Raw genomic sequence first — 15,014 nt, 5'->3', positions numbered from 1 at the left:
TAAATAATTATTTACTAAGGTTGTAAAAAAGCCTTTTAGACGCCAAAAGTCATCTTGATAAAGTCAATTAACATAGTTTTTCTAAACCACGAAAATAAAGCTCTGTGGCGATTGATTGATGTAATCGCCATTGCACCACGTCTAGATCAGAATTCACTTTTTTAAATTCTTCATATGTCATAAAGTAGCGTATTGTATTACTACCAACACGATCATTGATACTATTGATAATAATATTAATTTTATCATTGCGAAGCTTTTTCAGCTCTTGCATTGTGATTGCTACAAACTCAGGCACGGGTATAGTACCACTCTCCCAATCATGCCATGTTTTAGCATCCGTTTTACCAATATATTGGCTAGCTTCTGATACTTTTAGCATCAGAAAACGACGATAAGCTTGCAATTCTAAGTTTGTCATAAATACTCCTTTTAATAATATAACTTATTTAAAAATTAACCATCTAATTTTATTTAACATACATCTCATTCACTTTAATGAAATGTATGTTCTATTTGCAATATTTATTTTCCAGCTAAAGCATCTATTACAGCTTGTTTTGCCCTATCGGAAAGATCTTTTCCTGTCCAAATTTTAAATTGTGCATTTGCTTGCCCTATAAACATTTCACGTCCTGAAATAGATTCCCAGCCAGCTTTTTCTGCCTCTTGTCTAAATCGTGTATTATATGGTGTATAAACAATATCATAAGCCAATCCTTTCCCTTTAAACCAAGCTTGTTCATAAGGTGTCTGATCTTCAAATTTGCCTTGCATACCCAAGGGGGTAGAGTTAATAATAATTTGCGCTTCAACTTGACTACGTTCTTCCCAAGCAACTATTTTAAGATTGAATTCTTTAGCTAACGCTTTGGGTAAGTCACTCGCTATGTCAGTCACGGTAATATCGGTATAACCAAGATCCTGTAATCCGACAACCGCAGCGCGTGCCGCACCACCAGCTCCTAGTAATAAAACTTTTTTATATTCAGCCGGTAATTTCTTCTGTTCAAGAGGTTGCATAAAACCAACAATATCAGTATTCTCACCACAAAGCTTATCACCCTCCCAATAGACTAAATTAGCAGCACCGGCTTTTTTTACATGCTCTGTTACTTTATCTAAATAAGGAATAATCGTTTGCTTATGCGGAATTGTGACACACAGCCCTCGAATGTTTAATAATCTTACAGATTTGAATAAGGTTGAAATATCTTCTGGTGGCGTAGCAAAAGGAACTAAAACTGAGGGAATACCGTAATCCTGAAATGATGTAGTATGAATAAGAGGGCTCATACTATGTCCTAAAGGATAACCGATAATACCGTATATACTATATGGCGTGAACGGGTTCATACAATCTCCTTGAAAGTTAGAAAATTAGACCTAATAGATAAAATCTATAATCAATAGTATTAAAACATATTTATTATAAAATTAAACAATTTTTGTATTTAACTAAGATAATCCTAACTATAGAATAATAGTTTTATGGTAATAATGGTTATCTATTCGTTAATATTTACTTAGGTAATGCGCTTATTTTTACACCAAAATAAGATAATGCTTGAGAAATTGCGTATAACAGCGTATACTTCGCTACCTCATTATTATGGGTGTAGTGTGAGAGGTTAGACTGCTTCTCAGATAGAACTGCAGCAAACTAAAAGCCTGACGAGGTTAATTCCATTAACATATTACGCCCAAGGCTTAAGCATTGAAATTTCGGAGAATTATTGACATGTCACGAGTATGCCAAGTAACAGGAAAAGGTCCTTTAGTAGGAAATAATCGTTCTCATGCGATGAATGCTACTAAACGTCGTTTTCTACCAAATCTTCAAACTCACCGTTTTTGGATTGAGAGTGAAAAACGTTTTGTAAAATTGCGTGTATCTGCTAAAGGTATGCGTATTATCGATAAAAAGGGTATTGATGCGGTTTTAGCTGAACTTCGTGCCCGTGGTGAAAAGTACTAATAAGGAAACAATATCATGGCAAAAGGTGTACGCGAAAAAATCAGATTAGTTTCTTCTGCTGGTACAGGTCATTTTTATACCACTAGCAAAAATAAAAGAACTATGCCTGAAAAAATGGAGATCAAAAAATACGATCCTGTTGTTCGTCAGCATGTTATTTATAAAGAAGCAAAAATTAAATAGTTTTAGACAAATTAGTAAAAAACCCCAGCCTATGCTGGGTTTTTTATACCTTTTTAGCACACAACATACCCGCATATTTTGTTAATTGATATTGCTCTAGTGAGTGACACTAAGCAATAAAAAAGCTAACAAGTTAATGAAAATATAATTATTATTGATAATTTTATATCTGTTTAACTCCGCAATCCATTTATAAAATCATTAAAATAAAAAAAGCTCCAGTTTTTAACCTGAAGCTTGCTAAAAGATAGCAATAGTTTTATTTCAAATATTGCTGTTCATAAGCTCTTGCTTTTTTATCGTCAAAAGCATGTTCCCAACGTGCAATAACAATCGCTGCTAATGCATTACCTACCACATTAACGACTGTTCTTCCCATATCTAAAATACGTTCAACTCCCATAATATAACCAATCCCTTCAAGAGGAATACCTACACTACCAAGCGTTGCAGATAAAACAAGAATTGAAGCACCTGGTACACCGGCAATCCCTTTTGATGCTATCATCAAAGTGATGACAATAATAATCTGATCTAAAATAGTTAAATCTATCTGGAATAACTGTGCTAAAAAGATAACCGTAATACTTTGATAAAGTGTTGAACCATCAAGATTAAATGAATAACCTGTTGGAATAACAAAGCTCGTTATCGATTTTGGAGCACCATAAGCTTCCATCTTTTCAATGATTTTAGGTAATGCTGTTTCTGAACTTGCGGTCGAAAATGCAATAACCAATTCTTCTTTTAATATTTTCAATAATGTAAAAATATTAAATTGACAAAGTTTACAAACAAGTCCTAGGACCACTAATGTAAAAACAATCATTGCTGAATAGACGGTTAAAATTAATTTAAGTAGAGGAAGTAGAGATGAAAATCCATATTTGGCCACCGTTACAGTAATCAGGGCAAATACCCCCACAGGAGCATAACGCATGATCATATTAGTGACTTTAAACATAGTATCAGACACTACTTTTAAGAAGAATATAAATGGTTCGCGTTGTTTATCTGGTAAAGACATTAAGCCTAAACCAAAAAAGACACAGAAGAAAATGACAGGTAAAACAGCACCATCAGTCATAGCTTTAAAGATATTGGCAGGAATCATATCAAGAATCATGACAATTAAACCATGAGGCTTGCCGCTTAATTCTTCAGCGGCTTGGGTATACTTACTAATATCTGCCGTTGCTAGTGTTGAGGAATCAATTCCTGCGCCTGGTGCAAAAATATTACCCCAAAAAAGACCTAATAAAATAGCAATCGTTGTAATAATTTCAAAATAGAGAATTGTTTTAAAACCTAATGTCCCTAATCGTTTAGAACCACCAATACCTGCAATACCTAGCGTTAATGTGCTCAGTATAATTGGCAGCACGATCATTTTAATTAATCGAATAAAGATATCGCCTGCAGGTTGAAAAATATTCACTATTGAAAATTGGTAATATGAATGTAATGGATGACTTGGAACTGAAAGTTCAAATAAATAAGCGCCTACTGCAACCCCTAACATCAAAGCTATCAAAATTTGCCATGCAAGATTTGTTAAGATTTTTTTTATAGAAAATGACATCAAATACTATTCCTTTTCGAGTTTATTCTAAATAAAAAAGGATTAGCTATACTTAACTAATCCTTTTAAATAATTAAAAATTATTCTTCAGATTCATGTTCTGAATCACTCCGTTCTTCACTTAGTGACAATAATTCAGATTCACCATCTTCATCTTCTGTTTCGGCAATTCGCTGTAATCCCACAACTTTTTCGCTTTCGGCAGTTCGAATAAGCATAACACCTTGAGTATTTCGACCAACAACACTCACTTCTGAAACACGAGTACGAACTAATGTACCTGCATCCGTAATTAGCATAATTTGATCGGTCTCATCAACTTGTACAGCGCCAACAACTGAGCCATTTCGTTCACTAACCTTAATAGATATAACGCCCTTCGTTGCCCTTGATTTTGTCGGGTATAGCTCTTGTTGTGTACGTTTACCATAACCATTTTGAGTTGCAGTTAGAATTGCACCATTACCTCGAGGTACAATTAATGAAACCACTTTATCATCACTATCAAGTTTTATACCTCGAACACCTGCCGCAGTTCGCCCCATACAACGAACTTTATTAGCCGGGAATCGAACAACTTTACCATTGGCAGAAAACAGCATAATATCCTCTGTATTAGAGCTCTCGGCGACTTCATTATCCTCATCTTCACCTTCATCAATAGTGGCATCATCATTCAAATCTTCATCATCAGTAGCAGCTAAATGGTCGTTGTTAGTTAAATCCACACCGATTAATTCATCATCATCACGTAGATTAATCGCAATAATACCGCCACTACGAGGTCGACTGAATTCAATTAAAGACGTTTTCTTAACGGTACCTTGTGCTGTTGCCATAAATACGCAATGTTCATCATCAAATTCTCGAACAGGTAGAATCGCAGTAATACGCTCACCAGCTTCAAGCGGTAATAAATTGATAATTGGACGCCCGCGTGATCCACGGCTGGCTTCGGGTAACTGATAGACTTTCATCCAATATAAACGACCACGGCTTGAGAAGCAAAGAATCGTATCATGGGTATTTGCTACCAATAATTTTTCAACAAAGTCTTCTTCTTTAATTTTAGTTGCAGATTTACCTTTACCACCACGACGTTGAGCTTCATAATCAGAAAGCGGTTGATATTTTACATATCCTTGATGAGAAAGTGTGACAACGACATCTTCTTGCGCAATAAGGTCTTCAATATTAATATCTGCACTACTTGCAGTAATTTCAGTTTTTCTCGCATCTTGGAACTGATCTCGAACAGCTTCAAGCTCTTCACGAATCACCTCCATTAATCTTTCTGAACTAGCCAAGATATGTAATAATTCACCAATTTGCAAAAGTAATTCTTTATATTCATCAAGAATTTTTTCGTGCTCTAGTCCTGTCAGTCGATGTAAGCGAAGATCTAAAATGGCTTGAGCTTGAGCTTCAGATAAGTAATAGTACCCATCACGAATGCCAAATTCTGGCGCTAAATCTTCAGGGCGAGCCGCATCATTACCTGATTTTTCTAGCATAGTTGCAACATGACCAAGCTGCCAAGCTTGCGCTAATAATTTGGTTTTAGCTTCGCTAGGCGTTGATGCTGAACGAATTAATTCTATAACTGGATCGATATTAGCAAGCGCTATCGCCAAACCTTCTAATACATGAGCACGTTCACGTGCTTTGCGTAATTCATATATGGTTCGGCGAGTGACTACTTCACGGCGGTGAAGTACAAAGGCTTCAATCATTTCACGTAAGTTTAATAGCTTCGGTTGACCTTTGTGTAACGCCACCATATTGATGCCAAAGGAAACTTGTAATTGCGTCAATGAGAAAAGGTTATTTAATACAACTTCACCCACAGCATCTCGTTTGATTTCAATCACAATACGCATACCATCTTTATCTGACTCATCGCGTAATGCCGAAATCCCTTCTACTTTCTTATCTTTGACTAATTCTGCAATCTTCTCGATCAATTTTTTCTTATTAACTTGATATGGAATTTCGTTAACAATGATAGTTTCTCGTCCGGAATGGTCATCAACTTCAATTGTGGCTTTAGAACGAATATAGATAATACCACGACCAGTACGATAAGCATTTTCAATACCTTTACGCCCATTAATGAGAGCTGCGGTCGGGAAGTCTGGACCATGGATATGTTCCATTAAACCATCAATTGAAATATTTTCATCTTCAATAAAAGCAAGACAGCCATTAATGACTTCAGCAAGATTATGAGGTGGGATATTCGTTGCCATACCAACCGCAATCCCTGAAGAGCCGTTAATTAATAAATTTGGAATACGAGTCGGTAATACATCGGGAATCATTTCTGATCCATCATAGTTTGGTGAAAAATCAACTGTTTCTTTATCAAGATCAGTCAATAATGCCCCTGCAAATTTCTGCATCCGAATTTCGGTATAACGCATTGCAGCAGCTGAATCGCCATCAACAGAACCAAAATTTCCTTGACCATCAACCAACATATAACGCAATGAAAATGGCTGAGCCATACGCACAATTGTGTCATAAACAGCAGAATCACCATGTGGGTGGTATTTACCAATAACATCCCCAACAACACGAGCAGATTTTCGATAAGGTTTGTTCCAATCATATCCCGCTTCATGCATAGCAAATAAAACACGTCTGTGAACAGGTTTTAACCCATCTCGCACATCAGGTAAAGCACGCCCAACAATGACTGACATTGCATAATCAAGATAAGAGGATTTTAATTCATCTTCAATATTAACGGGAGTTATTTCTTTGGCTAATTCGGTCATAACACCATGTTCTCTTATTAATTTAAGTCATCAAAATAGTTCATAATTGTACCATAAAATCAATATTAATGCAGAACTAAACTATTTTTATTTTAACTTATTCGTTATGAATAAATAACGTATTTTCAATTAATTGACATAAGCAATTTAAAATCATAGCATGCATTTCGTAAGCCATCACTTTTTTATAAGATGGAACTCTTATTTCAATATCATTTTGCCCAAGTAAACCAATAACTTCACCACCATCAAAAGCGGTTAATGCAACGATTTTCATATCTTTAATTACCGCTTCTTGAACCGCACGAATGATAGCTCGGCTATTCCCTTGGCTAGTTGCCACAATTAAAACATCACTTTGTTGACCTAAAGCTTGAATTTGGCGAGCATAAATTTCTTCATGATTAGCTATAGCACTTAATAAAACATTGTCCGAGACTAAAGCTATTGCTGGAATGCTTGGTCTTTCGATATTAATACTGGTAATTAAACGGGAAGTAAAGCTTTGTACATTAGCAGCGGAAGAACCATTCCCACAGCTCATAATTTTATTGCCGTTAAGTAAACTCTCAACAATAATATTTGCAGCCTTTTCAATTGAATAACCAAGCGATTCAGCCATCACAATTTGAGTTTGAATACTTTCAGTAAAATAATTTTTAATTAAATCTTGCACACTTTTTCACCTAAAAATTAAAATGCATTAATAATCCACTTTTGGCTTTTACCTGTAATAGCAAAAACATCAAATCTAAACTCTGTACCTTCAATATTTAAATTTTGCTCTATCATCCATAGCTGAGCAGCCTGCTTTATCTTATTTTGTTTATTTAATGTTACGGTCATTTCGGCATCACCAAAATTTGCATTTTTTCGGTAACGCACTTCAACAAAAACAATGCAGTCCTTATCTAACATTATTAAATCGATTTCACCTTGGCGAAATTGAATATTATGTGCTAAAAATATAAGACCTTTGTTAAGTAGATATTGGCAAGCAATATTTTCATAATACTCACCAATTTGTTTTTTATTCGCTCTTAGAATCTGATTTAGCATCACCATAAATATATTGCTGCCAAGAGAGTGTTCGAGTTACTTCGCATTGATCAGTTGTGGATAATTTACCTGTCATTCCATCTAAAAAATTAGGCTGATATGAACTAAGTTGATTAAAACGATTGGCAAGTCTCCACGCATCAATTCCCATTGCATATAGACGCATTAATGAATAATCTTTCTGAACATTGCTTGGTATATTTGTATTATCCTTTTGATTCATAACCATAGGAATTTCTGCATATTCAGTTTTATTCATATCATAATTAAAATCATTAGAGGCGTTAGCTACATGACTTTTTGAACTTGAATAAAGCATGACAGCAGATGAATTACCAATTGTCTTATTCGCTCCCATATCAAGCATAGGTTTTATCAATGTCAATTCATCATATGATGAATAAACATAAATAGCATCAAAGCCAGCGGATGACATTCCCTCTGTTGGTGTTTCATCAATCGAGATAGGACTACCTGCAAGACTAATACCTATATTATGATTCATGTTGGCACTTAGTGTTGTAGTATTGCCAAAATATTGCACGTAAGGCTGTGAAGCATTTGCCGACAATTGTGACCACTGTGTAGCAAAACTTTGTGCAACACGTCGCCCCAAATCACTTTGGGGTACTAATAATAATGGTTTAATTTTATTTTGAGAATAAATATGGTCTGCTGCATCTTTAGCTTCATCTTCAGGCGATAATGCAAAAAAACACATTTTATTAGCAGAAGTGGTCGTATTATCAACTTTGTTCAAGGCTAAAACAGGAATAGCGGGTGCTAGCTCTTTTATTTTAGTAACTTCATTTTTTAATAAAGGCCCTACAATTAATTCCACATTCTGTTCCTGTGCTTGCTGGATTAAAGTATCCATAGGTGCACTAGTTGTATCAAGTACAATCACGTTTTGTTGCGGTTCTTGTGGAAAAAACTTTGAGGCACTGATATAACCTTGACGAATAGTTTCACCAAATATATGTGAAGAACCATTTAATGGTAGCAATAAAGCAACCTTTTTTGCATTAGCGTCAGCAGAAAGTGTTTGTTCACCGGTCAATATCGAAATAATCTCTTTAGCTGGGTGATCTGGATATTGTGTAGCCCAGTTGTTGACAGCTTGTTTTAATAACTGTTTTTGATTTTCAGATTTTGCTGCAATTGTGTCTGGAGTATCATCATCTTGCGAAACAATTGCTTTACTATTATTTTGATAAGTATAAGCTAAGTCAACCCAGCCTTGTAATATTGCTTCATTTTCACCGACTAAAACTTTACTGATTTTATCAGATTTTAACTTACGGAAAAAATTCCATGTATTATTTAATAATTGCCTTTTTTCGGCTTCTGTTACATATTTTTCTAATTGAAGATAATCGTGAGCTTGAGCATTAATATCTTTACTATTTATATCCAAACCTAATTTAATCGTATAATAACGATATAGCTGTGAGTTATTCAAATCTGAAATAGCAAATTTATTAAGGTCAAATGATTGTCTTTTTTTTACCGCAATTTCACCTTCTGACAATAATTTTTCTTTTTGCTGTTCACTATTGAGATTAAGGGGTAAACTTGATAATAATGCATTTGCTTGCGAAAATTTATTTTCTTTTATTAGAGCACGAATAGCTAACAATTGCCAATTAACTTTAATTGAACCGGAACTATTATCTGCTTGTAATAGATAATAATTAGAATTTTGGTTATTATCAAAGTTAAGTGATTCCTTTGACGTTTCAAAAGTACATCCTACCAAAAATGCAAATATCGGCAGTATTAACATAGCATAAAAGGAGTGTTTTAAATTCATAGCCATTCTCTTGTAAGTTATTATCCCCAAATTCGTTGCACATGAACGGTCACTTCTTCTCGATCATGATAAAGCTGTTTAGCTTGAATTTGTGCATTAATTTTTTTATTATTTAATTCGTCGTTTAGCCATTGTAAACTTTGTTTTACTTCTTCATAACGTTTTTTCATTGGTAATTTGAGATTAAAAATAGTCTCTCTACACCAACCATTAATTAGCCATTTGGCTATTAATTCTGTTACTTTAGCCGGTTTTTCAACCATATCACAAACCAACCAGTAAATATTATGCTTTTTAGGTACAAATTTGAAGCCATCTTCACGATAATGTTTAACTTGTCCTGTTTCCATCAGTTTCTCATTCATCGGTCCATTATCAATGGCATAAACCATCATGCTTCTTTTTACTAGCTGATAAGTCCAACCTCCAGGACAAGCGCCCAAGTCAACCGCATTCAAACCACCTTTTAATCGTTCATCCCATTCTTCATAAGGAATAAAAATATGAAAGGCTTCTTCTAATTTTAACGTAGAACGGCTTGGTGCATCGGTTGGAAATTTTAGCCTTGGAATCCCCATATAAAAAGGTGAATTATTTTGACTCAGTGAATAACCAACATAACAACTATTACTATTGATAAAAAATAAGTGAATAACGGGTCTTGATGGGTTTGCAACTTTTAATAAAATACGTTTACTTCGTAATGCCTGACGAAGAGGAACTGTAAATTTACGACAAAAACCGGAAAGTGCCTTGCCATCATTAGTATCAGCAACCTCTACACGCAGATCCCCAGCTTTATCTATAATGCCAGATAGTGCATCAATAATGGGAGAGATACGATCATTATTCGGCAAATCTGTTAATAAATCACCCGCTACAAACATTTGTCTGGCAAAAATTAATGTACGAAAAGCCAAATCTTTTATTAATAATTGCGCATCTCCATCTTGATAGCATTCAAAAACAACATGACCACTGTTTTCTTTAAATTTAGCAAAGCCATATATTTCTCTTTGCACGGCTCTATCTGTGATTTCAGCAGCACATTCTTTTTCAAACCCACAACGACAATATAAAACGATCTTATTTAATTTTTGCATAATTGTATATTAAATTTATTAAACCACCATAATAAGCAACAATCACATCAATCAGATTGAACATTATCAGTATATAAAGGTGCTTCCCCTTTTGGGCGAGTCTTAAATCGTCGATGTAACCACATATATTGTTCAGGTGCTTTTAAAATTTCTTGTTCAATAACTTTATTCATAAAAGTGGCAGCAAGCACATCATCATCTATTGGATAGCCTTCAAGCTCTGAACTAACATAAACTGTATAGTGACCATTTTTCTCACGCTTAGGCGTAAAAGGGATAATGGCAGGCTCTCCTAACTTAACTAATATGCGCGTACCAACGGTAGTTGCAGCTTTTTCGACTGAAAATAGAGGTGCAAATACGCTATTTTTAGGACCATAATCATGATCCGGCGCGTACCAAAGTAACTCACCATTCTTTAGTGCGCGGATCATACCCTTTGTATTATGGCGGTCTAGCATGTATTTGTTTGACTTAAGTCTCCCTTTAAGCTGAACATAATCCATTACAGGATTATCATTTGGTCGATAAACACCCACACCTGGATGGCTCATTCCTAAAATACGTGCACCTAATTCTAATGTTAAAAAATGAATACCTATGAGCAGAACACCTTGACCCGATTGTTGTACCTTTTTAATATGAAAGTCGCCAACAATAGAAATGCGCTTGGCAAGCCGTTTATCTGACCAAAACCAAGCCATACCGGTCTCAAAAATAGCCAAACCGGTCGAAATAAAATTTTCACGTAACATCTGGTCACGTTCTTGTTGTGTTTTTTCAGGAAAACAAAGTTTAAGGTTTTGGCTCGCCGTTTCTTTTCGTTTGCCGATTAATTTCATTGAAAGTAAACCTAATCCTTTTCCCAATTGATAAATAATTGGGTATGGCAACAGTAGAATTAAATACAAAATACCGATACCAAACCATGTTAACCAATAACGAGGGTGCAGTAAGCATTTAGTAAAGATAGGGCGAATTTCTTGATTTTGACTCATATTAAGATCAAGTTATTGTTAATAATAAAGTTGATTATTATATACCATATCCTGATTTTAGGGGCAGAAAAATCAACAGGGTTAACTAACAACTTTATATCATCATTCAGTAACAAAATTTAGAATCGATTTATATTTAAAGTAGCAGATCATAGCGAATAATGAGAATTACTCATTATGATCGGTTCTTAGAACTTCCTTATTTTATACTAAAACACATATTTCCCTGAAACTTTTTCACAAAAGATCAAACCGCAACAGGGGCTTTGATTGCAGGATACGGATCATAACCAATAACTTCAAAATCTTCAAATACATAATCAAAAATTGTTGAAGGTTTACGTTTAATTACTAATTTGGGTAATGCTCTTGGTTCACGGCTTAATTGTAAATGGGTTTGTTCCATATGATTGGAATAAAGATGTGTATCTCCACCAGTCCACACGAATTCACCCACTTGTAATTCACATTGCTGTGCAATCATGTGAAGTAACAACGAATAACTGGCAATATTAAATGGTAGTCCTAAAAATACATCACAAGAACGTTGATAAAGTTGGCAAGAAAGTTTGCCATTTGCAACATAAAATTGGAAAAGAGCATGACATGGAGCTAATGCCATTTGATCTAATTCTCCAACGTTCCAAGCAGAAACAATCATACGTCTAGAATTAGGATCATTTTTAATTTGCTCAATTAATTGCGAAATCTGATCTATTTGACGACCATCAGAAGCCTCCCATGCCCGCCACTGTTTTCCATAAACAGGACCAAGCTCACCATCTTTATCAGCCCACTCATCCCAAATAGTAACCTTATTATTTTGTAAATACTTAATATTCGTATCACCCTTCAAAAACCAAAGCAACTCATGAATAATTGAACGTAAATGACATTTTTTAGTTGTAACAAGAGGAAAACCATCTTGCAAATTAAAGCGCATTTGATGCCCAAAAACAGATAGTGTACCAGTACCCGTTCGATCTGACTTAGAGGTGCCTTCAGCTAAAATTTTTTGCATTAATGCTAAATATTGTTTCATCTTGTTTTTGCCTTCTTATGAAATCTATATGTATATAACAGTATCAAAATTCCCCCAATAATCATTGGTAGACATAAAATTTGTCCCATACTGATAATATTTAAAAATAAGCCGAGTTGTTCATCTGGTTGTCGAAAGAATTCTATAGCAAATCTAAATAAACCGTAGCAAAGTAAAAATACTCCAGAAACTGCCCCCGTTGGCCTTGGTTTTCGGATAAAAATATTTAAGATAATAAATAGTACAATACCTTCAAACATCATTTCATAAAGTTGTGATGGATGCCTTGGTAAAATACCTTTTAATTGAGAATAAAGTGAAAACCATTCTGGGTGAGACTGAACAAACATAAAATCAGCATGTGATGATGTCGGAAATAACATACCAATAGAGGAATTAGTTACTCTTCCCCAAAGTTCCCCATTAATAAAATTGCCAAATCGACCAAACATCAAACCAATAGGTACAAGAGGAGCAACAAAATCACTTACTTGCATAAAAGTTTTTTTTGCCTTTTTAGCAAAAATGGCAATAACACAAATAGCGCCAATTAAACCACCATGGAAAGACATCCCTCCTTCCCAGACTTTAAATAAAATTACAGGATCTTTAATAAAAGTACTAATGTTATAGAAGAAGACGTAACCTAACCGTCCCCCAATAAAAAGACCTAGAAATCCCCAGAATAATAAATTTTCAACCTGCTGTGAGGTCCATTGACTATTTGGCTTACTTGCACGACGCTTAGCTAAGTAAAGCGCACCCAGCACACCAAACAAATACATTGCGCCATACCAATGAAGCGATATAGGACCAATGGAAAAAGCTATTGGATCGAAGTTAGGAAATTGTAAATATTGATTCATTTTTTAATACGCTTTTTATTTTTTCGTTTATGAGCAAAGAAATTAAATCGTTTCTTTTTAGGAATATTCGTTATTGGCGCCACTATTTCGGACTGTATAGCAAACACAGGTAAAGAAAATTCTTTCATTGCTTTTCTATAGACATCCCGCTTAAATGCAATAACCTGGCGAATAGGATACCAATAACTGACCCATTTCCAATCATCAAATTCAGGAGTTGAAGACATATTGAGATTAATTGCCGATGCATCAGATATTAATTCTAATAAGAACCACTTTTGCTTTTGTCCGATACAAACTGGTTGATTTTCCCAACGGATCATCCTTTTTGGTAACTTATATCGTAACCAACCATTAGTCACGGACAAAATCTTCACATCTTTTGATAATAAACCAACTTCTTCGTTTAATTCACGAAACATTGCCTGCTCAGGCGTTTCGCTTTGTTTTATTCCGCCCTGAGGAAATTGCCAAGAATTTTGCCCATAGCGACGAGCCCAAAGTACTTGACCATACCTGTTACAAATAACGATTCCTACATTTGGACGGTAGCCATCATTATCGATCACTGACTACCTCAAAAAATTTATTCCTATATAACTGAATTGTTTCATACATACAGTAATAAATAAATAAAAAAATAATACAAATAGGATAAATATGCTCTTTAATTGGTTAATTTTCATTCTTTTTAATGTTTGTTATTATATAAATGTTACTACTAACCAAAGATTTTCTAAAAATTCTATCCATAAACTATAAATGATCCTTAATGCAGCACTCAATTATTTCTTTATAAATAAAAACTTGAAAAGCAAAAAAGCCCAGCATCACTGCTGGGCTCTCTCTAATTTAAAAGTCTGGCGGCACCCTACTCTCACATGGGTAATACCCACACTACCATCGGCACTACGGCGTTTCACTTCTGAGTTCGGCATGGGGTCAGGTGGGACCACCGCGCTATTACCGCCAGACATATCCTGTACTCTTTTCAATTAGCTACATTATCTCATATCTGCACTAATCTCTCAATCCGGAACAAACTGTTATTTCAACTTTTATACTATCAATCGCATAATCCCAAAACAACTCCGAGTTGTAAGGTTAAGACTCTCGGTTCATTAGTATCAGTTAGCTCAATGTATCACTACACTTACACACCTGACCTATCTACGTCTTAGTCTCAAACGGACCTTACTGAATCTCTTCAGGGAAAACTCATCTCGAGGCTAGTTTCGTACTTAGATGCTTTCAGCACTTATCTATTCCGCACGTAGCTACCGGGCAATGCAATTGGCATCACAACCCGAACACCAGCGGTGCGTTCACTTCGGTCCTCTCGTACTAGAAGCAAACCCTCTCAATTTTCCTACGCCCATGGCAGATAGGGACCGAACTGTCTCACGACGTTCTAAACCCAGCTCGCGTACCACTTTAAACGGCGAACAGCCGTACCCTTGGGACCTACTTCAGCCCCAGGATGTGATGAGCCGACATCGAGGTGCCAAACACCGCCGTCGATATGAACTCTTGGGCGGTATCAGCCTGTTATCCCCGGAGTACCTTTTATCCGTTGAGCGATGGCCCTTCCATTCAGAACCACCGGATCA

Annotated in this window: 14 protein-coding genes and 2 rRNA genes; 2 read left to right on the top strand and 14 right to left on the bottom strand. The window is 35.3% G+C overall.

Annotation, left to right across the window (positions count from 1 at the left end; translation table 11 throughout):
* Positions 1–67 precede the first annotated feature (67 nt).
* Together A9G24_RS03090 and aroE are read right to left on the bottom strand one after the other, a co-directional pair.
* Positions 68–421, bottom strand: coding sequence for an Aca2/YdiL-like domain-containing protein (locus tag A9G24_RS03090; RefSeq protein WP_065637715.1), 354 nt, complete (start codon positions 419–421; stop codon positions 68–70).
* Between the two features lie 104 nt (positions 422–525).
* Positions 526–1,356, bottom strand: coding sequence for a shikimate dehydrogenase (gene aroE, locus A9G24_RS03085; protein WP_065637714.1), 831 nt, complete (start codon positions 1,354–1,356; stop codon positions 526–528).
* Positions 1,357–1,741: 385 nt separating this feature from the next.
* On the opposite strand from aroE, the gene rpmB reads away from it, so the two are divergent.
* Both rpmB and rpmG read left to right on the top strand, forming a co-directional pair.
* Entirely contained in the window at positions 1,742–1,978 is a 237-nt protein-coding gene (gene rpmB, locus A9G24_RS03080) for a 50S ribosomal protein L28 (RefSeq protein WP_034946960.1), read from the top strand.
* A 15-nt stretch (positions 1,979–1,993) separates the two neighbouring features.
* Entirely contained in the window at positions 1,994–2,161 is a 168-nt protein-coding gene (gene rpmG, locus A9G24_RS03075) for a 50S ribosomal protein L33 (protein ID WP_025314526.1), read from the top strand.
* Between the two features lie 259 nt (positions 2,162–2,420).
* On the opposite strand, the gene gltP is transcribed toward rpmG, so the two are convergent.
* The 12 genes from gltP to A9G24_RS03015 form a co-directional block, all read right to left on the bottom strand.
* Entirely contained in the window at positions 2,421–3,731 is a 1,311-nt protein-coding gene (gltP, locus tag A9G24_RS03070) for a glutamate/aspartate:proton symporter GltP (protein ID WP_065637716.1), read from the bottom strand.
* A 92-nt stretch (positions 3,732–3,823) separates the two neighbouring features.
* A complete protein-coding gene (gene gyrA / locus A9G24_RS03065; protein WP_065637713.1) occupies positions 3,824–6,523 on the bottom strand; it encodes a DNA topoisomerase (ATP-hydrolyzing) subunit A in 2,700 nt (899 codons plus the stop codon).
* A gap of 97 nt (positions 6,524–6,620) precedes the next feature.
* On the bottom strand, positions 6,621–7,199 hold the full coding sequence (locus A9G24_RS03060; protein ID WP_065587129.1) for an SIS domain-containing protein: 579 nt from the start codon (positions 7,197–7,199) through the stop codon (positions 6,621–6,623).
* A gap of 17 nt (positions 7,200–7,216) precedes the next feature.
* Complete coding sequence (locus tag A9G24_RS03055; RefSeq protein WP_081303058.1) at positions 7,217–7,582, bottom strand: YraN family protein; 366 nt, start codon at positions 7,580–7,582, stop codon at positions 7,217–7,219.
* On the bottom strand, positions 7,554–9,395 hold the full coding sequence (locus tag A9G24_RS03050) for a penicillin-binding protein activator (RefSeq protein ID WP_065637711.1): 1,842 nt from the start codon (positions 9,393–9,395) through the stop codon (positions 7,554–7,556). The genes A9G24_RS03055 and A9G24_RS03050 overlap by 29 nt, the downstream gene beginning before the upstream one ends.
* Before the next feature lie 20 nt (positions 9,396–9,415).
* A complete protein-coding gene (gene rlmM, locus A9G24_RS03045; RefSeq protein WP_065637710.1) occupies positions 9,416–10,498 on the bottom strand; it encodes a 23S rRNA (cytidine(2498)-2'-O)-methyltransferase RlmM in 1,083 nt (360 codons plus the stop codon).
* A 47-nt stretch (positions 10,499–10,545) separates the two neighbouring features.
* Positions 10,546–11,496, bottom strand: a complete 951-nt coding sequence (lpxL, locus tag A9G24_RS03040; protein ID WP_065637709.1) for an LpxL/LpxP family Kdo(2)-lipid IV(A) lauroyl/palmitoleoyl acyltransferase — start codon at positions 11,494–11,496, stop codon at positions 10,546–10,548.
* A 247-nt stretch (positions 11,497–11,743) separates the two neighbouring features.
* Positions 11,744–12,538: a thymidylate synthase gene (thyA, locus tag A9G24_RS03035; protein WP_065637708.1), complete on the bottom strand. Its 795-nt coding sequence runs from the start codon at positions 12,536–12,538 to the stop codon at positions 11,744–11,746.
* Positions 12,535–13,404 (bottom strand): prolipoprotein diacylglyceryl transferase, encoded by an 870-nt coding sequence (gene lgt, locus A9G24_RS03030; protein WP_065637707.1) that lies wholly within the window; start codon positions 13,402–13,404, stop codon positions 12,535–12,537. Before lgt ends, thyA begins: the two co-directional genes overlap by 4 nt.
* On the bottom strand, positions 13,401–13,973 hold the full coding sequence (gene rppH / locus A9G24_RS03025) for an RNA pyrophosphohydrolase (protein WP_065637706.1): 573 nt from the start codon (positions 13,971–13,973) through the stop codon (positions 13,401–13,403). Before rppH ends, lgt begins: the two co-directional genes overlap by 4 nt.
* Positions 13,974–14,262: 289 nt before the next feature.
* Positions 14,263–14,378 (bottom strand): 5S ribosomal RNA (gene rrf / locus A9G24_RS03020).
* A gap of 126 nt (positions 14,379–14,504) precedes the next feature.
* Positions 14,505–15,014: ribosomal RNA gene (locus tag A9G24_RS03015) — 23S ribosomal RNA — on the bottom strand; the annotation flags it as partial.

Origin of the sequence: Gilliamella sp. App6-5 (assembly GCF_001690525.1) — a bacterium.
In the GTDB taxonomy this organism is placed as follows: domain Bacteria; phylum Pseudomonadota; class Gammaproteobacteria; order Enterobacterales; family Orbaceae; genus Gilliamella; species Gilliamella apicola_H.
This window is presented reverse-complemented; position numbering and strand designations above follow the sequence as displayed.